Origin of the sequence: Novosphingobium indicum (assembly GCF_014645195.1) — a bacterium.
In the GTDB taxonomy this organism is placed as follows: domain Bacteria; phylum Pseudomonadota; class Alphaproteobacteria; order Sphingomonadales; family Sphingomonadaceae; genus Novosphingobium; species Novosphingobium indicum.
In genome coordinates, this window is sequence record NZ_BMLK01000022.1 from 1 (window position 1) to 22648 (window position 22648).

At 63.3% G+C, this 22648-nt stretch carries 19 protein-coding genes; 9 read left to right on the forward strand and 10 right to left on the reverse strand.

Features of this window, described 5'->3' with window-relative positions:
* Positions 1–113: 113 nt before the first annotated feature.
* The 8 genes from IEX64_RS18835 to IEX64_RS18870 form a co-directional block, all read right to left on the reverse strand.
* Positions 114–548, reverse strand: coding sequence for a DUF6173 family protein (locus IEX64_RS18835; RefSeq protein ID WP_188822135.1), 435 nt, complete (start codon positions 546–548; stop codon positions 114–116).
* Between the two features lie 50 nt (positions 549–598).
* On the reverse strand, positions 599–2206 hold the full coding sequence (locus IEX64_RS18840) for an FAD-dependent oxidoreductase (RefSeq protein ID WP_188822137.1): 1608 nt from the start codon (positions 2204–2206) through the stop codon (positions 599–601).
* Complete coding sequence (gene asnB / locus IEX64_RS18845) at positions 2196–4115, reverse strand: asparagine synthase (glutamine-hydrolyzing) (RefSeq protein WP_188822139.1); 1920 nt, start codon at positions 4113–4115, stop codon at positions 2196–2198. The genes IEX64_RS18840 and asnB overlap by 11 nt, the downstream gene beginning before the upstream one ends.
* 56 nt (positions 4116–4171) lie before the next feature.
* Positions 4172–5449 carry an MFS transporter gene (locus IEX64_RS18850; RefSeq protein ID WP_229710573.1) on the reverse strand — a complete coding sequence of 426 codons (1278 nt, stop codon included), beginning with the start codon at positions 5447–5449 and terminating at the stop codon, positions 4172–4174.
* 95 nt (positions 5450–5544) lie between these two features.
* Positions 5545–5985 carry a DUF2721 domain-containing protein gene (locus IEX64_RS18855; RefSeq protein WP_188822141.1) on the reverse strand — a complete coding sequence of 147 codons (441 nt, stop codon included), beginning with the start codon at positions 5983–5985 and terminating at the stop codon, positions 5545–5547.
* 24 nt (positions 5986–6009) lie between these two features.
* Entirely contained in the window at positions 6010–6825 is an 816-nt protein-coding gene (locus IEX64_RS18860; protein WP_188822143.1) for a class I mannose-6-phosphate isomerase, read from the reverse strand.
* A 10-nt stretch (positions 6826–6835) separates the two neighbouring features.
* Positions 6836–7879, reverse strand: coding sequence for a mannose-1-phosphate guanylyltransferase (locus IEX64_RS18865; protein WP_188822146.1), 1044 nt, complete (start codon positions 7877–7879; stop codon positions 6836–6838).
* Between the two features lie 107 nt (positions 7880–7986).
* A complete protein-coding gene (locus IEX64_RS18870) occupies positions 7987–8781 on the reverse strand; it encodes an energy transducer TonB (RefSeq protein WP_229710574.1) in 795 nt (264 codons plus the stop codon).
* Positions 8782–8848: 67 nt separating this feature from the next.
* Here IEX64_RS18870 and IEX64_RS18875 point away from each other — a divergent pair, with 67 nt between their 5' ends.
* Together IEX64_RS18875 and IEX64_RS18880 are read left to right on the forward strand one after the other, a co-directional pair.
* Positions 8849–9559 (forward strand): dienelactone hydrolase family protein, encoded by a 711-nt coding sequence (locus tag IEX64_RS18875; RefSeq protein ID WP_229710575.1) that lies wholly within the window; start codon positions 8849–8851, stop codon positions 9557–9559.
* Between the two features lie 363 nt (positions 9560–9922).
* Entirely contained in the window at positions 9923–12439 is a 2517-nt protein-coding gene (locus IEX64_RS18880; protein WP_229710576.1) for a TonB-dependent receptor, read from the forward strand.
* 113 nt (positions 12440–12552) lie between these two features.
* Here the strand turns inward: IEX64_RS18880 and IEX64_RS18885 are convergent, their stop codons facing one another.
* Positions 12553–13623, reverse strand: coding sequence for a phosphotransferase (locus IEX64_RS18885; RefSeq protein WP_188822150.1), 1071 nt, complete (start codon positions 13621–13623; stop codon positions 12553–12555).
* Between the two features lie 193 nt (positions 13624–13816).
* Between IEX64_RS18885 and IEX64_RS18890 the strand changes: the two genes are divergently transcribed.
* The 7 genes from IEX64_RS18890 to IEX64_RS18920 all read left to right on the forward strand — a co-directional run bounded on the left by IEX64_RS18890 (position 13817) and on the right by IEX64_RS18920 (position 21535).
* Positions 13817–15031 (forward strand): CaiB/BaiF CoA transferase family protein, encoded by a 1215-nt coding sequence (locus IEX64_RS18890; RefSeq protein ID WP_188822152.1) that lies wholly within the window; start codon positions 13817–13819, stop codon positions 15029–15031.
* A complete protein-coding gene (locus tag IEX64_RS18895; RefSeq protein WP_188822154.1) occupies positions 15031–15459 on the forward strand; it encodes a Zn-ribbon domain-containing OB-fold protein in 429 nt (142 codons plus the stop codon). The genes IEX64_RS18890 and IEX64_RS18895 overlap by 1 nt, the downstream gene beginning before the upstream one ends.
* Positions 15456–16640 (forward strand): thiolase family protein, encoded by a 1185-nt coding sequence (locus IEX64_RS18900; RefSeq protein WP_188822157.1) that lies wholly within the window; start codon positions 15456–15458, stop codon positions 16638–16640. Before IEX64_RS18895 ends, IEX64_RS18900 begins: the two co-directional genes overlap by 4 nt.
* Before the next feature lie 114 nt (positions 16641–16754).
* Complete coding sequence (locus IEX64_RS18905) at positions 16755–17954, forward strand: amidohydrolase family protein (RefSeq protein WP_188822159.1); 1200 nt, start codon at positions 16755–16757, stop codon at positions 17952–17954.
* A gap of 49 nt (positions 17955–18003) precedes the next feature.
* Positions 18004–19587 carry an MFS transporter gene (locus IEX64_RS18910; protein WP_188822161.1) on the forward strand — a complete coding sequence of 528 codons (1584 nt, stop codon included), beginning with the start codon at positions 18004–18006 and terminating at the stop codon, positions 19585–19587.
* A gap of 5 nt (positions 19588–19592) precedes the next feature.
* Entirely contained in the window at positions 19593–20885 is a 1293-nt protein-coding gene (locus tag IEX64_RS18915; protein WP_188822163.1) for a cytochrome P450, read from the forward strand.
* Between the two features lie 110 nt (positions 20886–20995).
* Positions 20996–21535 (forward strand): CDP-alcohol phosphatidyltransferase family protein, encoded by a 540-nt coding sequence (locus tag IEX64_RS18920; protein ID WP_188822165.1) that lies wholly within the window; start codon positions 20996–20998, stop codon positions 21533–21535.
* Between the two features lie 15 nt (positions 21536–21550).
* Here the strand turns inward: IEX64_RS18920 and IEX64_RS18925 are convergent, their stop codons facing one another.
* Entirely contained in the window at positions 21551–22600 is a 1050-nt protein-coding gene (locus IEX64_RS18925) for a phosphotransferase family protein (protein ID WP_188822167.1), read from the reverse strand.
* Positions 22601–22648 lie beyond the last annotated feature (48 nt).

Here is a 22648-nt window from a genome sequence, read left to right on the forward strand (position 1 = left end):
TCTGAATCAGAAATCGTGACCAAAGGGAATCCCATGCCGATTCAGAACGGTCGAAAACCGCTCTAGGCTAACATCATCCTAGCCAACTTGGCTCTTATTGTAAGAAATATGCTTTATTCTTCTTCCGGATGATGAAACCCAATCCTACGCGGTTTTTCCTCAGGTGCCACTCGAGCTGCCTGCATTGCAAAATTCAGTTGTGACACATGTTGAATAATCGCAAATGGTCTTCCGTCCTGATCTTCGCCACGAAACGCCACTTTATCCGGGTTTATCGGAATCACTGAAGTCGGGAAAAAGCTCACACCCGCTGGCCCACCGACAATGTAAAGTGCGATTTCCTGATCCGCTTCCAACCGCTCCTCGAACCATGCCATTTGTTCTATAAGCGATTCAACTGCGTATTGAGCAGCTTGGAGAGAAAAACTAGCCGCATCTGCTAAAGTGCGGCGCTGACGCGCTTCACGTTGGGCTGTTTCGGCGATCCGATCCTGCATTTCATTTATGTAGTTAAGGTTCGGATTAACAGGAAGCCAATCAGGCAACATGAACATGCTCCATCAACAGCACACGTATTCTGGACTCAATATACTCAATCTCACCCCGCCTTCAATTCCCCGTCCAGCCGTTCCGCCAGCCGCAGCGCCAGCGCCACCAGCGTAAACGTCGGGTTCGCCCAGCCTGCCGTCGCGAACACCGAGCTGCCCGCAACGTACAGGTTCGCAAGCCCATGCACCCGGCAATGTGCATCGACCACGCCGGCCTTCGGATCGTCGCTCATACGCGTGCCGCCCATGTGGTGGTAGCCGGCGATGGGATGGTTGCCGACGGTGGGATCGACCGGCCAGTCGTTGCCTGCCTCGGCGATCCATTCGGTGGGTGTTACGTGCCCCTGCCCCATGCGCTGCAGTTCCTCGCCGAAGACGCGGGCGAAGACGCGGGCGGTGTGCTTGTCGAGCCCGTCGAGCTGCCAGTCCAGGTCCGCCTGCCGCTCGCCCAGCGCATTGCGCGTGGATGAGAGGACGATGCGGCTGTCCGGGTTGGGCGCCTGCTCGCCGCGGATGATCATGTAGAGGCCGGTCATACCGGCATTGGCCATGGCCGCCTCCACCTTCTCGCGCACGGCCTTGTGAAACCAGGCCCGCACGCCGCGGTAGATATGATCGAGCCTGCGCCCAGTGCGGTTCGGGTGCAGCGAGTGCTTGATCGTGCCGTATAGCTTGTTGCCCAGCGCCACACCCTTTTCCGGCGGGCGCTGCAGCTTGAAGGTGACGATCGAGTTCATTGCCCCTTCGGCTTCCTGCACCGCGTCGGACAGGCGCAGCACCGGCGCCAGCGGCGGCCCGGACTTCATGAAGCGCTTCTGGTAGGCGGCCCACAAGTCGAACGGGCGCGATGTCTCGACCTTGCCGATGCGACCGGTCGGGTGCTCCATGAAGAAGCGGCCGAGCTGGTCGTGCGCATTGCCGAGGCCGCCGGCGATCACGTCGTCCGAAGCCATCATCAGCCGCACATTCTCGATGGCACCGCAGGCAAGGACGTAGTGTTTCGCCCTCAGCCGCGCCGATTGGCCGGTGAGCGCCTTCACCTCGACATGCTCGATCTCGGCACCGTTGGCGCTCGCCTGCACATGCGTGGCATTGGCGTGGAGCACGATGGTGAGGTTGGGCGCGTCGATCAGGTCCTTCGTGCGGGCTTGTGCGAAACGCTCGGTCGCCTCGTCGAAGCGCCAGAGGTCGGTCGCGAGCTTTTCCGGGTCGAAGCCCTGATCGGGAATGCCGCAGAGCCGATAGGCATCGTCCCATTCGAACGGGCCGATCTCGAAAATGTCCTGCGCCTTGCGCCAGTAGGGGATGACGTCATCGCGCGTGATCGGCCAGCCCGAGTGCGGCACCCAGCTGCGCTTGGCGAAATCGATCTCGTCGAGCAACGCGCAGCGCCCGCCCCAGATCGAAACCGTGCCGCCGAAGAAGCGCAGACGCGATTCCTCGAGCGGATAGTAATCGTGGCCGATATTCGCGCCATCGTATAGCGCCTGCGTCTTCTCCTCGAAGTCCATGCCGCCGCTTTCGGCAAGGCACACCTGATGGCCCGCGCGCATCAGCTCGCGCGCGAGCGTCACGCCGGCCGCGCCAGCGCCGATCACGCAGACGTCGAACTGCCTGCCGGCAAGCGCTTTGGGGTTGTTCTGAAGATCAACGAGCATCGAAAGTCTGGTCCCACCAGCAGGAGAACATGGCGATCGCGTAGAGGATACGACCGTGATTGGCGAGGCCGGCAGCATGTTCGGCGAACAGCTTCTCTACCGCATCCTGCCGCAGATAACCGCTCTTCGACGCGCCGCTGGAGGTCCATGCCTCCTGCGCGAAGCTGGCAAAGCCACCGCTGAACCATTCGGCGAAGGGCAGCTGGAAGCCGAGCTTGCGCTCGTCGAGCGCGCCGGGGAAGAGCCAGGGTTCCACCGCCTTTCTAAGGGCATATTTGCCGACCTTGCCGCGCAGCTTCATGTCGCGCGGCATTGTCAGCGCCCAGTCGACCAGCTTGTGGCTGAGGAACGGCACTCGCGCTTCCAGCGAATGCGCCATCGAGCCGCGGTCGGTGCGGTTGAGCAGCGAAGCGGGCATGTGGACGGTCAGGTCCGCCAGCATGAACTGCGCCAGCGGATCGAGATCGCGCGCGCCGGGTTCGCCGAAATATTCGCGCTCCAGATCGGCAAAGGGATGATCGCTTTCCTGCCGCGCATGGAAGCCGGGCTCGTACAGGTCCTCGCGCACCCATGGCGTGGAAATCTGCGTGCCCTGAAAGAAGCGCTGGTAGTTGTTTTCCAGCATCGCCGATTGCCGGAACCGCCGCGCGTTCTGGCGCAGGTAGTTGAGCCGCTTACTGCCCATGCCCGGCACATGGTCGATGGCCGCCAGCACCGGTTCGAGCATACGCAGGAAGGGTGCGGTGCGCGCTGCGGCGAGCGCGGTGCGCTGGCGCTTGTAGCCGGCGAAGATTTCGTCCGAACCCTCGCCGCAGAGCACGACCTTCACATGCTCGGCCGCGAGCTTCGAGAGGTGCCATACGGGCACCGCAGCTGTGGCGGCGCAGGGCTCGTCATGGCTGCGCTGGACTTCGGGCAGCATGATCCCAGCGTCCTGCGGCTGGAGCGGCAGAGTGATGTGCTCGCAACCAAGGTGCATCGCAATGCGCGCGGCCGCCTCGGTCTCGTCGATAGCGGTCCCGGGAAAGCCCATGGTGAAGGCCTTGACCGGCGCCGTGGCATGACGGGCCATCGACGCGACAATGGCGCTGGAATCCACACCGCCCGACAGGAACGCGCCGACCGTCACGTCCGCCAGCATATGGCGCTTCGTCGTTTCGGATACCCAAGTCTGCGTCTGCTCGATCCACTCGGCCTCGGACAGACCCTCGGTGACCTTGAATGCGGGACGCCAGAACTGGCGGATGTCCGGCTCACCCTTCGGCCCGATATGGAGCACGTGGCCGGGGGGCAGCGTCTTCACCTCGTTCCAGATCGAGCGCGGCTTCTGCACGTGCCCGAACATGAAGAAGTCATGCACACCGCGCTCGCAGACTGTAAATTCCAGCGCCCCGCCATCGGCCGAATACATCGCCCGCAGCGTGCGGATTTCCGAACCGAAGGCGATCCCGCCCTGCTGCAGGGTGTAATAGATCGGCTTGATCCCCAGCGGATCGCGCGCGAGCACCAGACGGCGCTCCTTCGCGTCCCAGATGGCAAGGCCGTACATGCCTTCCAGTTTCGGCCAGGCCTCGTCGCCCCAGCGCACATAGGCGGCGAGGATCGTCTCGGTATCGCCGTGGGTGGAGAACTTCCAGCCCCAGGCTTCCAGTTCCGCGCGCAGGTCGGGGAAGTTGTAAACCTCGCCATTGAAAACGATGGCCCAGCGGCCGTCGACCGAGAACATCGGCTGGTGCCCGCCTTCCAGATCGACGATCGAGAGGCGGCGATGCCCCAGCCCGATGTCGCCATCGATGTGGATACCGCTATCGTCGGGACCGCGATGGACGATGGTGTCGCAAGCGCGGGCAATGGCGTCGCGCGGTACCGGTCTGCCGCCGCGTCTGTACCAGCCGGTTATGCCGCACATGCACCCTTCACCTTCGCTGCCGCCACGATGACAGCCGCGTTACAGGGCTCGCAACCTCAGGAAAAGGCCTCGGCTTCGATCTCGTCTTCCCACCGTGGATAAGGCGGCAGCAGGAACAGGAGCGCGCCGCCAACGGTGCAGCCAACCACGCCGAACCACAGGAACGGGCCGTAGCCGCCCATGTTGTCGTAGATGTAGCCCGCGACGAACGGCCCCAGCCCCGATGCCAGAGCGACCAGCGCCGACATCAGGCCGTAGATCGCCCCGAAATTGCGCATGCCGGCATAGCCCACGGTAAGGAAGGCGCAGATCTGCATCTTGGTGCCGGCCGCATAGCCGTTGATCAGAACTGCCACGATGACCGCCGGGGTAGACTCGATAAACCGGTCGAGCATGAAGAAGGTCACCGCCGTCACACCCATGGTCAGGCCGCCGATCCAGTTCGGCCGGAACCGGTCGAGCAGGAACCCGGTCGTCAGCTTGCCGACGACCCCGGCAATGCCGCCCAGCGACATGATCCATGCCGCCGTTTCGCGCGGAATGCCGCTTTCGGTGAGAATGGGGAACAGGTGGATGCCGAGGCCGATGGTGAGCAGCATGACGATGAAGGTGGATACCGCCACCATCCAAAGCGCTGGCGTGCGCCAGGCTTGCGCCTTCGTGAGCCCTGGCAGGAACGTGCTGCCGCGCTTTCCAGCCTTTTCCCCCCGGCTCGCCGCAGCACGCGCATGGCGGTCATGCGCATCGTAGAGGAACAGCCAGCACAGCAGCAGCGACAAAGCGCCCCAGCCCGCGCCCAGCCAGAAAAACGCCCCGCGCCACCCCGTCGTCGCGATCAGCCAGTTACCCAGTGGCGGCACGACCGTCTGGGCAATGGCAGTGCCTGCGACCACGATGCCGAGCGCCAAACCGCGCCCCTTTTCGAACACGCCGGCAACAGCGGTGGTCCAGATCGTCGATTTGATCGAAGTGAGTATGAGTCCGAACAACGCCCACAACAGCAGCCATTGCGTACTGCTGCCGTTAGCCAGGCCGAACATCGCCGTGCCCGCCATGGTGATGACGATGCCCGGCAGAGCCAACCGACGCGAGCCGAGACGATCGATCAGCGCTCCGTAAAAGGGCGAAAGCAGCGCGGTCACACCTGTCGCAATCGCCGGACCGGCAGACAGCAGCGACTTGTCCCAGCCGAATTCCTTGTTCAGCGGCTCCATGAACAGACCGACGGCGGAGAGCAGCACCGAAAAGAAGGAAAACCCCACCGCCGATGCCAGGACCAGCGTCCAGCCCTGCGACCACTCATCGGCCTGCGTCTGCGGTCTTGCTTGCGTCACGGCTGATCCTCCCTCTCGGCCCGGCAGCCTAGAGGCGAGGCGGAATTAGGCAATCACAAGGAGCAAAGGCGCCGCTGCAGCGATGTTCTTGCCACTCAGATCTGGCGATCGAGCTCCAGATAGTCGCGCGGAATACGCAAGGAAGCCGCCGCAACCTGCGTTTCGCGCAGGAACAGCACCAACCCCACCATCAGCAGGGACAGGGCGGCGATGAATGTCCCCGCCGCGATGACCCGCACTTCGGCGCCGAGCAATTCCTCCAGAAAAAGCAGGAACACCGTTGTGCCGATGAACAGTGCGCTCAGGACCAGCAGGCGCATGGCCTGCCCGATCAGCCGGATACGCCGGTCGACCGTGCGGATTTCCAGCACGACCATGTCATGCTCGGCGCCGTCGGTTCCGGCATACTTCTCCTGAAGCGCGCGAGCCCTGTCGACCACACGGCTGAGGCGAGCCGTCAGCAGATTGAGGATATTGCCGATCGCCACCAGCATGAACACCGGTGCGAGCGCGAGCTGGATGGTCTGGGCAATCATGGTGGCTCTTATCGCACCAGTGGATCAGGCTGGACAGCCCCTTGCCAGAAGGCACACGGTTTCATCGCCGAAAACGACATCGTTCAAGGCATGCGCCAGAGCGCAACCGCCGGGAGCGATTGTCTCGCCGGCCACGATCACATCCCCCTCACGCGGAATGACGAGCAGAGCCTCTGGGAAGCGCGCTGCCGTTTCCGCGGGCGGCTCACCCTCGATCTGATCGAGCAGGAACAGCGGCCCATCGACCAACACGTGCGACCCTCGGGACGGAACGGCCTTGTTCCATGAACCGAGATCGTAGGGCTCACCTTGCGCGACGGCCATGCCCTCTTCCAGATGCAGTTCGCGCGGCCGGCCATAGTCGAACAGGCGGTAGGTAATGTCGGAGTTCTGCTGCACCTCGATCAGGCTCACCCCGGCGCCGATGGCGTGCACGGTGTTGGCCGGAATGTAGAAAAAGTCCCCCGGCTTGACCGCATGCCACGTCATCAGGTCTTCGATGGAGCCATCCAGGGCGGCCGCGCGCAGTTCGTCCTCACCGATCGCGGTGTCGAAGCCGATGCCCAGCGTTGCACCGGGCTCAGCAGCCACAATCAGCCAGCACTCCTCCTTGCCCTGCCGGCCTATGCCCCTGGCGAGGGTCTGCGCATCGGACGGATGGACCTGCACCGACAGTTTCTCGCTGGTGAAGATGTACTTCACCAGAAGTTCGGGCAGTTCCGGCGGCGGCTCGAACCAGATCTCGCCGATGCGTGTGCCTTCGGGCGCGGCGAACGGCGCCGGGAGCACGTCCTTGCCCCAGGGCTTTTCCACCTGGCGAATGGGCAGAGCGGCCATCACGGCGCCTCCGTCACTGATTGGCCGCCCCGTCGAGCTTGCCGACCTTCTGCACGCCGGCGACCGTGGTGATCATGATGTCGTCGCCATCCACCACGACAATGACATCCTCCAGACCGATCACGGACACCCGCGGGCCATCGCTGTCGACGAGCACGTTGCGGCAATCGACCATTTCGGTCTTGCCTGAGCCGCGCACGGAGTTTCCGTTTTCGTCGCGCGCCAGCGCTTCGTGCAGGGCATGCCAGTTGCCGATATCGGACCAGTTCATGTCCGCAGGCACCATCGCGGCATGCTGCGTGTTTTCCATCACCGCGTAGTCGACCGAGTCGCTCTCGACCGATGCAAACGTGTCCGCGTCCGGGTGGAAGCGGCGCCCTTCCTCACGGCCCTTGGCCACAGCTTCCGCTACAACCGAGGCGATCTGCGGGCGATGCATCTGCAGTTCATTCAGGAAGTCCTTCACCCGGAATGCAAAGATGCCGCCGTTCCAGGCGTAGATGCCTTCAGCGAGGAATCCCTTTGCAGTCTCAAGGTCGGGCTTTTCGACGAACTGGGCGGTCCGGAACCCCTTCGCTCCGATCGCTTCACCGCGCTTGAGATAGCCAAAACCGGTTTCCGGGGCAGTGGCCTCGATGCCGAAAGAAACAAGCCAGCCTTCCCTAGCGAGGTCCGCTGCCGCCAGTGCAGCATCAGCAAAAGCGTGCGGATTGCCGATGTGGTGGTCGCTCGGACAGACGAGCATAACGGCATCCTCGGGCAGCCGGCAGGCCGCGAGGGCTATGGCCGCCGCCGTGTTGCGCGCGACGGGCTCCACGAGAATCTGGCCGCCCTCACCCGAACCGAGTTGCTCCTCGACATGATCGAGGTGCTTGTGGCCTGTCACTACCACGGGCGGTGCAAAGCCCTTTTCCGCCGGACACCGGGACACGGCAGCCTCGAACAGGGTACTTTCCCCCACAAGCGGCAGGAAAGGCTTCGGCTTGCTCGCACGACTTCGCGGCCAAAGCCGCGTGCCACTACCACCGCACAGGATGACCGGGTAAATCTTGGACATATTCCTCATTCGATTGCGAAATCGTCAGGCAATTCCGAGTAATACTGTGGACCTGCTGCATTGCAACGACAGCCCATGACAAATTCCGTCATTGCTGTGTGCTGCATTCAGTAGAACCAGCGCTGCCGCCAGCGGTAGACCGCCTCGATGGGCCTGCCTGCGTTGTCCAGCGCCGGTCGGAACCGAAAACGTTTCGTCGCCAGTTCACAGGTGATCCGGTCTGCCACGGGATCGGGACTGGGCTGCACGATGCGGCAGGCCTTTACCCGCCCGTCCGTTCCCACGGTCAGGTCGATGGTCACCGAGGCACCGATTCGCCGATCACGGCTTGAACGCGGATAGTCCTTTGCCGAATTGATATCGCCCTTGATCTTGACCGTCGGCGCGGCCTGTCCTCCGCCGCCCTGTCCCGTGCCGCTTGCACCGGCACCGGTTCCCAGCCCCGATCCGCTCGCACCGGATCCCTCGCCTTCTGTCTTGGCGCCAGAGGCGTTCTCATCGCCTTCGCCCGCAACGGGAGGCGCCTGGGTAGGCTTCACGACAACCTTGGCCTTCGGCGCGGCCACTTCGCGTGGTTTCGCCTTCCTGCCCGCAGCGCCAGCCGCCCCCTCCTTATCCCGCAGTGCGGCGCTGGGCTCCGGGGACGTCGAAGCCTCAGGCTCAGGAGCGGGCGGTTCCGGAGTAACCGTAAAAGCCTGCGTCATCGTGCGGACGACATCGGTCGCGAAATCAGGCGTGAAGGCGCGGATCAGGGCAGCAACCACCACCACGTGAATCAGTAGCACCGTAGCCGCAATGCCCCATCGTTTACGGCGATCCATCCGGAAGTCGGCCTGCGTCATACGCCAGCCATGCCATGCTGTGGCGAAACCTTGCAACACTCCCGCTTTGACATCCGCCACCGCCCGATGCATTCCTTTTTCAGAATCATAATTCACTATTGCGAAGACGTGTCGAGAGGAGGACAGAGTGGCGGATTTCGAGCCGGTCCGGTTCATGCATGGCGACGTTGCGCTGCAGGGTACTATCGCAAGACCGCAGGCCGATAATGGCGGTACCGTCATGATGTTCCCCGGCGCCACCGGACCGGCAAAGAGCTTTCACGCAGCGATGCGCGAACTGGCCGATTGCGGCTATCTGGTTATCGGCATGGACATGTACGGCATCGGGGCAGACCTTTCGACGCCTCAGGCGGCAGGGCAGCATTTCATGGCCTTGATGGAACAACCCGACGTCCTGCGGGATCGCGTCGTCGCCCTTTTCGAAGCCGTGTGCGACCTGCGGGACGTCGATGCCAAACGGGTCGCGGCCATCGGCTACTGTTTCGGCGGCAAGTGTGTCCTGGAACTGGCGCGCAGCGGTGCCGCAGTAGCCTCCGTCAGCAGCTACCACGGTTTGCTGACGACCCATGCTCCAGCTCGCAAAGGCGAAGTTTCCGCAGAAATTGCGGTCTGGTCCGGCGGGCGCGACCCTTATGCTCCGGCGGCCGATCTCGATGCATTGCGCGCGGAGCTCGATGCGGCCCAAGCAAGCTACCAGATCACACTGTTTTCACGTGCACAGCACTCGTTCACCGACCCCGATCACGACGGTGTAGCCGAGGGGATCGCCTATGATCCAAAGGCACACCGCATTGCCTGGGCAGGCACTCTGGCCATGCTTTCAGAAATGATTGGCTAAACGCTGCAGAAAAGGTGTCACCGATCAGCCACAGCTGCATGAAATATTCTATTATGCGATACTGAATTCACAATAAGGAACAGAATGCCATTCCTTTTGCTTGCATCCGGACACGAGTTCGGTACTCTGCGGCGAAAGAAAAACCGAAGATGTCGGCAACAGACACGTCGGGTGAGAGGAGGCACGAAGGGAAAGCGCATGGGGGATTCCCGGCAAAGCCGGAAGAAATCTTTCCCGCTATCTCTACAAGCCAGCCAACTCCTTCGGACCGGAATACCGGCCGCCGACAACTCTGCTTGCCTTACTTGAGAACAGGGTTTCCGGAGGGAGAGAATAACTATGCTTGCTAGGAATTTTAAATGCATGCTGTTGCTGAGCGCCGCCTTTTCAGGCGCCTCGGTGGCGATGCCTGCGGTTGCGCAGGAATCGGTGATGGCACCCGGCGAAATCATCGTTACGGCCCGGCGCGTCGAGGAACGCCTGCAGGACGTCCCGATCTCGATGACGGTGTACAACGAAGATCAGTTGCAGGATCGCAACGTCGCCGTGGCATCGGATCTTGCCACTTATACTCCCTCGCTGTCCGTCAACACGCGTTACGGCCCTGAAAAGGCAACCTTCGCGATTCGCGGCTTCAACCAGGATGCCGCAGCGGCCCCGACGGTGGGTGTGTACTTCGCCGACGTGGTCGGCGTGCGCGCGCAGGGCGGCACCGCCAGCGGCAACAGCGTGGGCGCCGGTTCGTTCACTGACCTGCAGAACGTGCAGGTTCTCAAAGGTCCGCAAGGCACCCTGTTCGGCCGGAATACGACCGGCGGCTCGATCCTCCTCGTTCCGACCAAGCCCAGCGACTTCCTCGAAGGCTATGTGGAAGGCACCTACGGAAACTATGACCAGAAGCGTGTGCAGGCTGCGGTCAACGTTCCGCTTGCCGACACTTTCAAGGTTCGTGTCGCAGTCGATCGCAACAAGCGCGACGGTTACATGAAGAACCATTCGGGGATCGGCCCGGATGACTATAACAACGTCGACTACACTTATGGCCGTCTCAGCATAGTTGCCGACCTGACGCCCGAACTCGAGAACTACACGATCTTCCACTACTCCGAGTCGGATACGAACGGTTACGCCACACGTTATGAAAGCTGCGACCGCGATGCGGCCTCGCCATTCGTCGGCGGCAGCCTGACACGTTACTACACCGCTCTCGCAGCCTGCGATCAGATCGACCGTCAAACCGCCCGCGGCGACGGTCCGCTGGATGTCGAAGTCGCCAATCCCGATCCGCGTATCTATCTGCGCACCTGGCAGGTCATCAACACGACAACCTGGCAAGCCAGCGACATGATCACCATCAAGAACATCCTTAGCTATGGTGAGTATCGCGAGCAGGCCGGTTTCTCGCTCTACAGCGACAACTTCTTCGTTCCGAATACACCGACGACCCAGTACTTCGCCAGCCAAGGCGGACTCGCTCCCGGCGATCGTTTCCAGTACATCACGCTGGACACGCAGCCCGGATACGACGCTGCAGCCGAATCGACCACAACCGAAGAACTGCAGATCCAGGGCCGCACGCTCGACGGCAAGTTCAACTTCGTCATCGGCGGCTACCTCGAATTCAGCCGCCCGATCGGCTGGAACCAGCAGCGCACGGGTATCTACGGCAACTGCGCCGATCCGGGTACGCTCGATTGCTCGGGCGGTATCATTCCAGTAACTCTTCCGGCGGGGGCCATCCCCGGCATCCCGATTGCTCTGGGTGGTTCGGCAGCGCTTATTTCGCAATCGCGCACCAAGATGTCGTTCGACAACCACGGCATCTTCGCACAGGGCACCTACAACTTCACCGATCAGCTGGCTCTGACCCTCGGCGGCCGCTGGACCTTCGACAAAATCGTCGGTTACTCTGAAAGCTCCCGCTACACGCTCGGTACGTTCCCCCTGGTCGGCACGATTCCGCTTCAGCAGGTTTGCAACGACGTGCTCAACCACCCGACCGATAACCCGCTCGCGGATGGTCAAGGCGTCTGCAACACGAAAATCACGCAAAAGACCAACAAGCCCACATGGCTGATCGGCCTGGATTTCAAGCCGACTTTGGACACGCTCGTCTATGCCAAGTACGCACGTGGCTATCGCCAGGGCGCGGTGAACTTCACCAACCCCGGCCTCGAAACGGTGGGTCCGGAAAAGGTCGATTCCTACGAAATCGGCGCCAAGCTGACGTTCCGCGGCTCTGCCCCCGGGTACTTCAACATCGCCGCTTTCTACAACGACTTCAGCGACCAGCAGATCTTCGGCGCGCTCGTGGCCAAGCCGGACAGTGGCCTTGCCGGTGGTGCGGCTCTGATCAACGCCGGTAAGTCTGTCATCAAGGGTATCGAAGTCGATTCGGGTGTAACCCTGTTCGACATGCTGCGTCTGGGCGCGGGTTACACCTACCTCGACACCAAGCTGAAGGAATTGACCCCGCCGACCCTCAGCGCGGACAGCCCGTTCGCAGAGATCATTCCCCGCGGCGTCGTGGGGGGCCCACTCACCTATTCGCCCAAGCACAAGCTGACCCTCTCGGGTGATCTGAGCGTCCCGGCTGGCGATGCCGGCGTGCTCAAGCTCGGCGCCGTTTTTGCCTACACGGCCTCGCAGTTCGTGGACGGCAACAACAAGATCCCGAGCTACAGCCTGCTCACGCTGACGGCAGGTATCGACGACATTGGCGGCACCGGCTTCGATCTCGGCCTGTTCGCCAACAACATTACCAACGAAAAGTACCGGGTGACTTCAGGCGGCGGATACGAATCCTCGGGCATCCAGGATTTCGCCTACGGCCAGCCGCGCATGTACGGTGTGCGTCTGAAGTACAACTTCGGCACCTGATCCAGACAAGAACCCCCGCGCTTTTCCGAGTGGCGCGGGGGCATTCCGGTCCTTTCAGGACCAGCCTCAAGCCACGCCTTAACCGGCGTGGCTTTTTCCTTGGTTCGCTGGCGTCAGACCACACCCAGAAGGCCAAAGCTGTCGTGGCGCATCACCGCCTTGCCGAGACGGTCGGCAAACTGGTTGGTGATCGGCGGATCGACGCGGCGGGTGATCGACCAGAGGTAGAAACCATAGGCCACCGCCTCGCGGTATTGCCCCCAGGCTTGCTCTTCATCGGGCATTGCCATGCCGTGTCCGCGCATCATCGCGAGGTACTCGCCCATAAGACGGCGCTCTTCCATTTCGGCGATCTCGGTCGGCAGCACCGCATTGAGGTGATAGGCGATGTCGAGCGCCCAGCCCCCGCGCTGGAGCAGTTGCCAGTCGATCAGACCCATGCCGTCCGGCGTGCGGAAGATGTTTCCCGCATGGGCATCGCCATGGATCATGAATTCCGGGCGCTCCGCATCGCGCGCCGCCAGCGCCTTCATTGCGGCGGCCACGTTCTGCGCGTTGCGCACCTTGGGCGACAGATTGTCGCCACGCGGCCCGTCGAGCAGCTCCTGCAGCATCTCCGGCGTGACGTAGGACATTTTTGCCAGTTCCGCCGCGCGCGGACGGATCCAGTCCGCACCCTTGAGAAACGCGCTTTTGGCGTGAAGGCGCGAGAGTTGTTCGAGGCTCTGCACCGCGTCATCCGCCGTGAAGGGGTCGAGCGCGGAGCAGAACGTCGCACCTTCGACGATGAGATCGCGCATGATCGTGACGGCCTGCTGCTTCTCGCGGTCGATTACCGTGGCAACGGCCTCGGGCACGCGCACCTCCGTGATCGGTGCCACCTTGCCGTAAAAATCGGCTTCCAGCACACATGTGGGGCCGCCGCGTGCGGTCATTTCATCGACATCGAGCAAGCCCTTGAGGCAGAAGTCGCCCACTGCGCCATCAGCGAAAGTGACGGCGAAACGCACCTTGGTGGCAACCGTGCGGATCACTTCCACCTGCTCGACGCTGGTCACGGCCTTGCCGCCCGCTGCACCGGCCAGGGCCCCGCCCAGCCATGTCGGGTCAAGCGCCTCCTCCAGCGTGGCGGGAACTCGCGTATCGGGCTGCGCGGGAACGCGGCTCGTGTGTGCCTGAGACATTCTTCTCCCTTTCCTTATCTGGTTCTCCGACGGATCCGGCAATCGCCACATCCAACCGCTTGACTATGCCTTGACCTAATTCGCCATTTCGGTCCATCCTTCGCAATAGAGAATTTTTCCGGTCATGCGATGGTCGTCTCGGGCTGTCGGAAAACGACGGGAAAGCGAAAAACACGGGAGAGACCGGAGCGCCATGGGCAAGCCGCTGGAAGGAATCAAAGTCGTCGAAGTCGCCATGTGGGCTTTCGTGCCCGCTTGCGGGGGCATGCTGGCGGATCTCGGCGCGGACGTGATCAAGATTGAACCGCCAAGCGGCGATCCGCTGCGCGGGCTCCAGATCGGCGGGCTCAACGAGGAAGGCCGCCGCATCGACTATTCCTGGGAAAGCTACAACCGGGGCAAGCGCTCGATCACGCTCGATCTCAAACAACAGGCCGGGCGCGATGTCCTCTACAAACTGCTCGAAGATGCAGACGTTTTTCTCACCAACCTGCTGCCGCCGGCCCGCCGGTCGATGCAGATTGACGCCGATACGATCCGCGGCCGGTTTCCGAACATCATCTACGCCAGCGGCAGCGCCGTCGGTCCCACCGGCCCTGAAAGCGAGAAAGGCGGCTACGATGCCATCACTTTCTGGGCGCGCGGCGGCATATCCTCTTCGCTGACCGGGGACGGCGCCGAACTGCCCGTCGGCCCGCCCGGCCCGGCCTTTGGCGACACGCTGTCCGGCTCGATGCTTTCGGGGGCGATTTGCGCCGCGATCGCCAAGCGCGCGCTCACGGGCGAGGCTTCGACGGTCGACGTCTCGTTGCTCGGCACCGCCATGTGGTCGATGCAGCGCTATATCTGTCAGGCAACGGCGGACAGCGTGCAGAAGTTTCCCAAGCCGCCGGCGAACAAGCCCAATAATGTGCTGGTCAGTAACTACCGCACATCCGATGGACGCTTCCTCGCGCTCTGCATGCTGCAGGCGGACAAGTATTGGGCTCCGTTCTGCGAAGTCGCCGGACGGCCCGATCTCGCCTCCGACCCGCGCTTTACCGATGCGAAAGCCCGGCGCGAAAACGTCGATGCCTGCTACGGCGAAGTGAAAGCGCTCTTCGCCAGCAAGACACTGGCCGAGTGGAAAGACATCCTCTCGCGCCAGCAGGGCCAGTGGGACGTCGTGCAGGATGTCGGCGAGATGAAGGACGACGTGCAGGCACAGGCCAACGGCTACCTCAAGCGCGTGGACTATGGCGACGGCACCGAGATCCCGATGGTCGGCCTGCCCATGCTGTTCGACGGGCAGGCCATGAACTCCAGCCGCTCGCCCGAACTGGGCGCGCACAGCGACGCCGTGCTGGAAAGCCTCGGCTACAGCGAGGAGGAGATCGTCGACCTGAAGGTGCAGGGAGTGGTATTCTGATGAGCGAGACGAAACCCCCTGCCCGCAAGCTGCCTGCACTCGAACCCGATACCGCGTTCTTCTGGACCAGTGGCGCCGATGGCGTGCTGCGCATCCAGCGCTGCGGAGATTGCGGCCTCTATCAGCATCCCCCCTTCCCTCGCTGCTCATCCTGTGGGAGCGAGGCCATTGCGCCCGAGCCGGTGTCCGGCAAGGGTCGCGTCGCCAGCTACACGATCAACCGCGAACCCTGGGTTCCCGGTCTGGAGGTACCTTTCCTCTATGCCGCGGTCGAACTGGCCGAGCAGAAGGAACTCTACGTCTTCACCAACCTGCTGGCGCCCATCGATGCCGCGCGCGTGGGCATGCCCGTGAACGTGACGTTCGAACAGCACGAGGACGTCTGGCTGCCGATGTTCCGCCCCGATGAAACGGGAGGCGCGGCATGACCCTGCACCCCGAAAAGCTCGCCTGCATCACCGGCGCGGCGCAGTCCGAAGTCGGACGCCCTTCCTCGCGCACCGCGCTGCAACTCACCGCCGATGCCTGCCTTGCTGCCATTGCCGACGCCGGCCTCGAAGTGTCCGACATCGACGGCATCGCCTGTTATCCCGGCAAGTCGGCGGAAGGCGGGGGGATTGCCCCGGTCAGCCCCTCCGAAGCGGCAGCCGTGCTCGGCATCGATCCGAAGTGGATTCTCGCGTCGGCCGAAGGCTTCAGCCACATGGCGCCGATCTTCAACGCGATTACCGCCATTGCTTGCGGGCTGGCGCGTCATGTCGTCGTGTTCCGGTCGGTCGCTCAGGCGACTGCGCGCATGGCCTCGCGCTCCTCGACGCTGATGTCCGGTTCGCGCAGCCGGGTGGACGGCAACAACGCCTGGACCGTGCCGTTCAATGCGCTCTCACCGATCAACACCTTCGCGCTCTATGCGCAGGCCTATTTCGAGAAGTACGGCGCCAACGAGGAGCAGCTCGGCATGATCGCGGTGAACAACCGCCGCAATGCCGGGCACAACGAGAACGCCGTCTATCGCAAACCGCTCAGTCTGGAGGACTATCTCGCCAGCCGTGTGATCTCCACGCCGCTGCGGCTGTTCGACTGCGACTCGCATATCGACGGCTCGACTGCGATAGTGGTCTCGCACAAGGATGCGGCGAAGGACCTCAAGAACCCGCCGCTGCACATCGAATCGATGGGCATGGCCGTCGGCGGCCTGTGGGTCGGGCGTTACGAAGGTGACTTCACCTCCATGCCCGCCGCACACAAATGCGGCGAGATGCTGTGGTCGCGTACCGATCTCAAGCCCGCCGACATGGACTGCGCGCAGATCTATGACGGCTTCTCGATCCACGTCTGGCTCTGGATGGAGGCGCTCGGGCTGGTGCCCCCCGGCGAGGCCTGCCGCTTCGTCGAAGGCGGCCAGCGTATCGCCCTGGACGGAGACCTGCCGCTCAATACCGGCGGCGGGCAGCTCTCCGGCGGCCGTTTCCATGGCTACGGCCATATCCACGAAGCCACGGTCCAGCTCTGGGGCCGGGGCGGCGGACGGCAGGTTGCCGATGCGAAGACCTGCATCATTTCCAACGGCGGCTACGGATACGGCGCGATGATCCTGCGGCGCGACTGACTGCGCTCCGGGACGAGTCCCGACCTTGACAGAGTCGTTCCTAATTGCGATACTTAGTTCACTATTTCGAATTATTAGAAATTGCCGAAAAACGGCAGGAGAGGAGTCTGGAAGATGAGCGAGGCTGATCCAGCAATCCGGGACGGTCAGGTTACCGAGTGGCATTACGGCCCGATCTTTGATGCCGATGCCCACATCGATCCACCGCACGACATGTGGAAGGACTACCTGCCCTCCCACCTGAAGGATCGCGCACCCTACATCGAGCACGCCGAAGACGGCGACTACATCTGCTTCGAAGGCAATCGCCGCCCGTTCATGATGATCAACAACCAGGCCGGCCGCGACGGCCAGAACTTCAAGATGAAGGGCCGCCTGGAAGAGCAGCGCAAGGTCTGGGAGCCTGCCACCCGCCTGGCCGACATGGATGCGGACGGTATGGACGCCGCGCTGCTGTTCGGTGGCGGACCGCTCGGCACGACCGACGACGAGCTCTACCTCGCCAGCTACGAGGCCTATCAGAACTGGGTGCTCGATTTCTGCTCGGTCGCCCCGGACCGGCTCTATCCGGTCGGCTATGTGCCGATGCGCGACATCGACGAGACCTGCGAACACGTGAAGCGGCTCGCCCGCAAGGGCTTCCGCGCGATCAACCTGCCCGCTTTCCCGCAGAACAAGAAGGCATGGGAAACCTCGTCCAACGTCAAGAACATGAAGTCCGGCCAGGTCGCGGCGCTCACCGGCGATCCTCATGGCGAACTGCAGTATTCGAACCCCGAGTTCGACAAGCTCTGGAAGACGATCTGCGACGAGGGCGTAGTCGTCACCTTCCACCTCGGCGCCCGCGTGCCGCGTTTCGGACAGGCCGAATTCTTCCTGCCCGACATGCCGATGAGCAAGCTGGCGATGGCCGAACCGATCGGCATCTTCATCTTCAACTGCATCTTCGACCGCTTCCCCGACCTCAAGATCGGGTCGATGGAAAGCGGCGTTGGCTGGTTCGCGTGGTACACCGAATACATCACCCGCACCTGGGAAAAGCAGCGCTTCTGGACCAAGAGCGCGCTCAAGGAACCGCCGACGTACTACATGGACCGCAACGTCTACGGCTCGTTCATCCAGGACCGCACGGGCATCCTGTGTCGTGATCTGCCGGGCGGCAAGAACATCATGTGGTCTTCGGACTATCCGCACTCGGAAACGACTTTCCCCAAATCGCGCCAGATCATCCTGCGCGACTTCGAGGGCGTGCCCGAAGAGGATGTGAAGAAGATCATCAACGGCAATTGCCGCAAGCTGCTCGGCCTCGACTGAGGCCGGCCAGCCCACACGATAAGAACGACAACAGCGCCGGGGAGAAGGCGTGGCGACAACATCTGGAACCCGGGCATCGGTGACGGCGGCAGCCGCATCGATCCCGGCCTCGGCCTATTTTGCCCTGGCCCTGCTCGCTTCGGCGAACCTGCTGAACTATCTCGACCGCTTCGTGGTCTCGATCCTCGCCGAGGCGATCAAGGCGGATTTGCGGCTCGACGACGCGCAGCTCGGCTTCCTGCTCGGGACGGCCTTCGCGATCTTCTATTCAATCGTCGGTGTCGCCATGGGCGGCATTTCCGACCGGCTCAGCCGCAAGAAGGTCATGGCCTTCGGTCTGGCGCTGTGGTCGGGCATGACGGCTCTGGGGGGCGCCGCCCCCAACTTCATGACCCTCGCCGCCGCCCGCATCGGCGTGGGCGTGGGAGAGGCCGCCGCCAATCCCTGCTCGCATTCGCTTCTGGCGGACGTCTTCCCCCCGAAGAACCGCGCCCTCGCGCTCGGCGTCTATCTTGCCGGCACGTTCCTGGGCGGCGCTCTGGCGATGGCCGTGGGCGGCTATTTCCTAGAGCACTGGTCGACGAGCATGTGCACGGCGGTTCCGATTGCCGGGGCCTGCGATCTGGCGGCCTGGAAAGCAGCGCTGTTCGCTGTCGGCATCCCCGGCTTCCCGCTTGCCCTGCTGCTGCTCACCATCCGCGAGCCCGCACGCAATAGCGGCAAGGCGCAGCAGTCGACCGGCGTCATCGTCCGTGAGTTTTCCGCCGCCCTGCCCCCGTTCACGCTGATAACCGTTGCCCGCGAAGGCGGACCGCAAGCGCTAGGGCGCAATCTCGTCATTCTGGCCGCAATCAGCTTTGCCGCTGTGTTGCTTGTCGCGTGGACCGGAGACTACGCCCAGTGGATCGCCTTCGGCGTGGGCGCCTATGTCGTCGTGACCTGGGGGCAGATCCAGTCGCTGCGCGACCGGCCGCTCTTCGCACTGACCTTCGGCGACCGCACGTTCCTCTACGCCATGGCGGCCACCGCGCTGATCGCCTGCGTGGGCGGCGCCATCAATGTCTGGGCCGCCCCTTTTGCAATGCGCACCCATGCGCTGAGCCCCAGCGAACTGGGCCTGCGGCTCGGCGTGATCCACACTGTCGGCGCGGTGATCGGCGTGATCGCCGGCGGCTGGCTCTCGGACAAGTGGAAGCAGCGCGACCGCCGTGCGCCGCTGGGCATGGCCGCCATCTCGATCTGCGGCACCCTGCCCAGCGTGCTCGTCATGCTGCTGGTGGTCGAAGTCGACCTGTTCCTCATCGCCTACGCCTCGGTCAGCGTCTTCGGCGCGATGTGGAGCGGAGCCACCGCTGCCCTCGTGCAGGACCTCGTCCTGCCGCGCATGCGCGGCTCCGCTGCCGCCTGCTATTCGCTGATCGCCATCGTCGTGGCCTCGGGCACCGGCCCGTACTGGGCCGGCAAGGTCAGCGCCGTGACCGGATCGCTGACCGCCGGTATGCTGAGCCTGCTCATCCTGGCCCCGATCGCGCTCGTGTTCCTCTGGCTCGCTGCGAAACGCCTTCCCCAGGAAACCCCCGAAGCCCGCCTTGCCCTGGCCGCCGCCGCCGGCGAGCCGGCACCAACGGAGTAAACCCGATGTCCGACGACGTCCTCACCGCCGACGATCCGCTCTACGAAGAGCTTTACGACGTGCGCCGCGAGGCGGAGTCGATGGGCAACTTCATCGACCGCGACGTCACGCCGGAAATCCACGAACTGCGCGCCAAGGGCCCCGTCCACAAAGGCAAGCTGCGCGAGATCCTGGGGCTGCCGGTCACGTACGAGCGCCACGTCAATGCGACCGGACGCCAGCACTACACGGTTCTGACTTACGAGGCCTGCGAGACGGCGTTCCGCAATCCGGGGCTCTTCTCCAACACCGTGCAGATGGATCCGCGCGTACCGGAGAAGGACAGGACCGGCCTGCTCGAGATCGATCCACCCAAGCACCGCGCCTATCGCCGCACCATCCAGCCCAAGTTCCTGATGCCCGAAGCGCTCGGCTGGTGGCGCAACCGCACCATCGACAGCATCGTCGAGCGTCTGGTCGAACGCCTCTCCACGCGCGAGCGCGCCGATCTCAACATCGAGTACTGCGCCCGCATTCCGGTCTACACGATCACCACTGCCATCGGCCTGCACGGCAACGAGGCGCTGCGCTTCCGCCATGCCTACCTCAACAGCACCAGCGCCAGCCGCAAGATTTCGCGCGAAGAGCGCATGCGCAATTTCCAGCTGGTGGAATCGCTGCTGATGGACCTCGTCGCCGCGCGGCGCGAAGAGCCGCAGGACGACCTGATCAGCTATCTCGTCGACAAGCCGCTGCAACTGCCCGGACAGGACCCGCGCCTGCTGACCGATGCGGAGATCATGACGCAGGCCAAGCTGGTCATGGTGGCTGGCGGCGGCACATCGTGGCGGCAGATGGGCATCACGCTCTTCGCGCTGCTGAGCAACCGCGACCAGCTCGAAGACGTAAAGATGAACCGAGATCTGATGGACGACGCTATCGAGGAAAGCCTGCGCTGGGAACCGACCGCGCCCTATCACTACCGCCTCGTGATGGCGGACACCGAGTTCTACGGCCACCAGATCCCCGAAGGATCGGTGCTCGAACTCGGCCTCGGCCCAGCCAACCGCGATCCCGCGCGCTGGGACCATCCGGACCTGTTCGACATTCACCGCCCGAAGCTCACCAACATGGCCTTTGGCCTCGGCACCCATCGCTGTCTCGGCATGAATGTCGCCAAGGTGGAGATGGCACGCGGGATCGATGCCCTGCTCGACGCCTTTCCGGACATGCGCTTCGATCCCGACGCGCCCGCGCCCTTCATGACAGGCGGACTGGAACAGCGCGGCCCCTCCGCCCTGCCCGTCCTGCTGCGCTAAGATCTTGTAGCCAGTCTCTTTTCACTTGCCGCCGGGGCTGCGGCCTGCCTAGACGGTGCCGCTGAACGCACACGCGTCGCAAGGGCGAGGACAGGCACATTCCCAAAATCGTGACTCTGCTGACGATCTACCGTCTCGCCGCGGCTCCCGTCGCGGCGGGAGTAGCGCTGGCGGGCTATCGGGATGCGTTCTTCGTCCTTCTCATCGTCAGCCTGATTACCGACTTGATCGACGGCCCCCTCGCCCGCCGGCTCGGGCAGGTTACCGAACTCGGCGCCAAGCTCGACACAATCGCCGATTCCTGCACCGTGATCGCGGGCATCTTCGGCCTCTACCTTCTGGACAGAGCGGTCTTCAGTCCGGAACTGCCGGCGCTCTACGTGTTCCTTGCCAGCTATGCCGCAGCCGCGCTGGCATGCCTGGTAAAGTTCCGCGTGCTACCTGCCTACCACCTCTACACATCGAAGCTGGCGGCCTTCTGGTCCGGCGTCTTCTTCATCTGGCTCTATGCCTTCGGGTACTCGCCGGCGTTCTTCGTCTCGCTGCTGGCACTGGGCGTGCTGGCGAACGTGGAATCGCTGCTGTCGACCTGGCGGCTCAAGCGCTTTCAGACCGATATCGGCAGCCTGTTCCGGATCCGCGACAACTGAGGCGCCGCAGTCGGCTCAATCCACTTTCAGGCGCTTGCGCATCATGGCCTCGTCCATCATCGGCGTGCCGCGCAGCTGCCCCAGACGTACGCCAGTGCAGGTCATCTTGAAGTGGGTGAACTCCTCATACCATTCGAGGCCATCCGCAGGCTTGCCGCAGGTCTCTTCCCACAGGGCGATCGTCTCTTCGCGGGTGCCCATGCCCTCAAGATAGGCGCCATGCACCGCACTGCGCCCGTGCATCGTCTCCGCCAGCGTGCAGAACCAGGCGAGGTCGTGCAGCGCGCCGCCAAGCGAAGGCTGCTCCCAGTCCATCACCGCCACGACATCGAAGGTGTCATCGAACATCATGTTGCCGATCCGGGCATCGCCCCAGACGAGACCGGCGGGGTCCTGCTGTGGCCATGAGGCCTTGAGACGATCGAGCGCCGCGCGCAGGATCGGCTGCGGCTCCACCTCTTCCAGCCACGCCGTGAAGCGCTCATACTTGTTCCACTCCTGCGCCAGCCCCTGCTCGGCACCGGCTGGCCCCTTGAGAAAGCCGAAATCGTCGGTCGGCACGCACTGGATCAGGGCAAGCTGGCGGACCGCGTTCTCCCAGAGCGTGCGGCGCTGCGCGGGAGTGGCCTCGCTAAGCCACCCTTCACGGGCATAGGGCGGGATCGAGACAGGCACACGCCCCTGCTTCTTTTCCATCACGAAGAACGGATTGCCGAGAAGCGCGGGGTCTTCCTCGAACCACAGCGGCCGGGCAACGCGCACACGCCCGTCCTCGGCCAGCAGCTTCATCACCTGATACTGCTCGTCGAACAGGTTGTCCGGAAAGACCGTGAACGAGCGCGGCTTGATGCGGACAACACAGCCCTGCTCGTGTTCACGGCCGCCCTCGCTCCAGCGCGCGTCGAACAGCACCGTTTCATGGCTTTGCCCTGCCCCGCGCGGATAGGCGAGATTGTCGATGACAACGCCCGTCGCGCCCGGAATCTGCGTGGAAAGCCACTGCGCCAGCTTCGTGGCAAGATCCTCCAGATCGCGCGTTTCCGGTGCAACGATGACGTCCGACATGGCCACTCTCCCATTCGTGGCGATGCCGCTTATAAGTTCGACATCGCG

Coding starts and splice junctions, on each gene's coding strand:
- IEX64_RS18865 (WP_188822146.1), bottom strand. CDS start 7,879: ATGTCCAAGATTTACCCGGTCATCCTGTGCGGTGGTAGTGGCACGCGG.
- IEX64_RS18840 (WP_188822137.1), bottom strand. CDS start 2,206: ATGCTCGTTGATCTTCAGAACAACCCCAAAGCGCTTGCCGGCAGGCAG.
- IEX64_RS18855 (WP_188822141.1), bottom strand. CDS start 5,985: ATGATTGCCCAGACCATCCAGCTCGCGCTCGCACCGGTGTTCATGCTG.
- IEX64_RS18890 (WP_188822152.1), top strand. CDS start 13,817: ATGGGCAAGCCGCTGGAAGGAATCAAAGTCGTCGAAGTCGCCATGTGG.
- IEX64_RS18885 (WP_188822150.1), bottom strand. CDS start 13,623: ATGTCTCAGGCACACACGAGCCGCGTTCCCGCGCAGCCCGATACGCGA.
- IEX64_RS18915 (WP_188822163.1), top strand. CDS start 19,593: ATGTCCGACGACGTCCTCACCGCCGACGATCCGCTCTACGAAGAGCTT.
- IEX64_RS18905 (WP_188822159.1), top strand. CDS start 16,755: ATGAGCGAGGCTGATCCAGCAATCCGGGACGGTCAGGTTACCGAGTGG.
- asnB (WP_188822139.1), bottom strand. CDS start 4,115: ATGTGCGGCATAACCGGCTGGTACAGACGCGGCGGCAGACCGGTACCG.
- IEX64_RS18925 (WP_188822167.1), bottom strand. CDS start 22,600: ATGTCGGACGTCATCGTTGCACCGGAAACGCGCGATCTGGAGGATCTT.
- IEX64_RS18900 (WP_188822157.1), top strand. CDS start 15,456: ATGACCCTGCACCCCGAAAAGCTCGCCTGCATCACCGGCGCGGCGCAG.
- IEX64_RS18895 (WP_188822154.1), top strand. CDS start 15,031: ATGAGCGAGACGAAACCCCCTGCCCGCAAGCTGCCTGCACTCGAACCC.
- IEX64_RS18835 (WP_188822135.1), bottom strand. CDS start 548: ATGTTGCCTGATTGGCTTCCTGTTAATCCGAACCTTAACTACATAAAT.
- IEX64_RS18880 (WP_229710576.1), top strand. CDS start 9,923: ATGCTGTTGCTGAGCGCCGCCTTTTCAGGCGCCTCGGTGGCGATGCCT.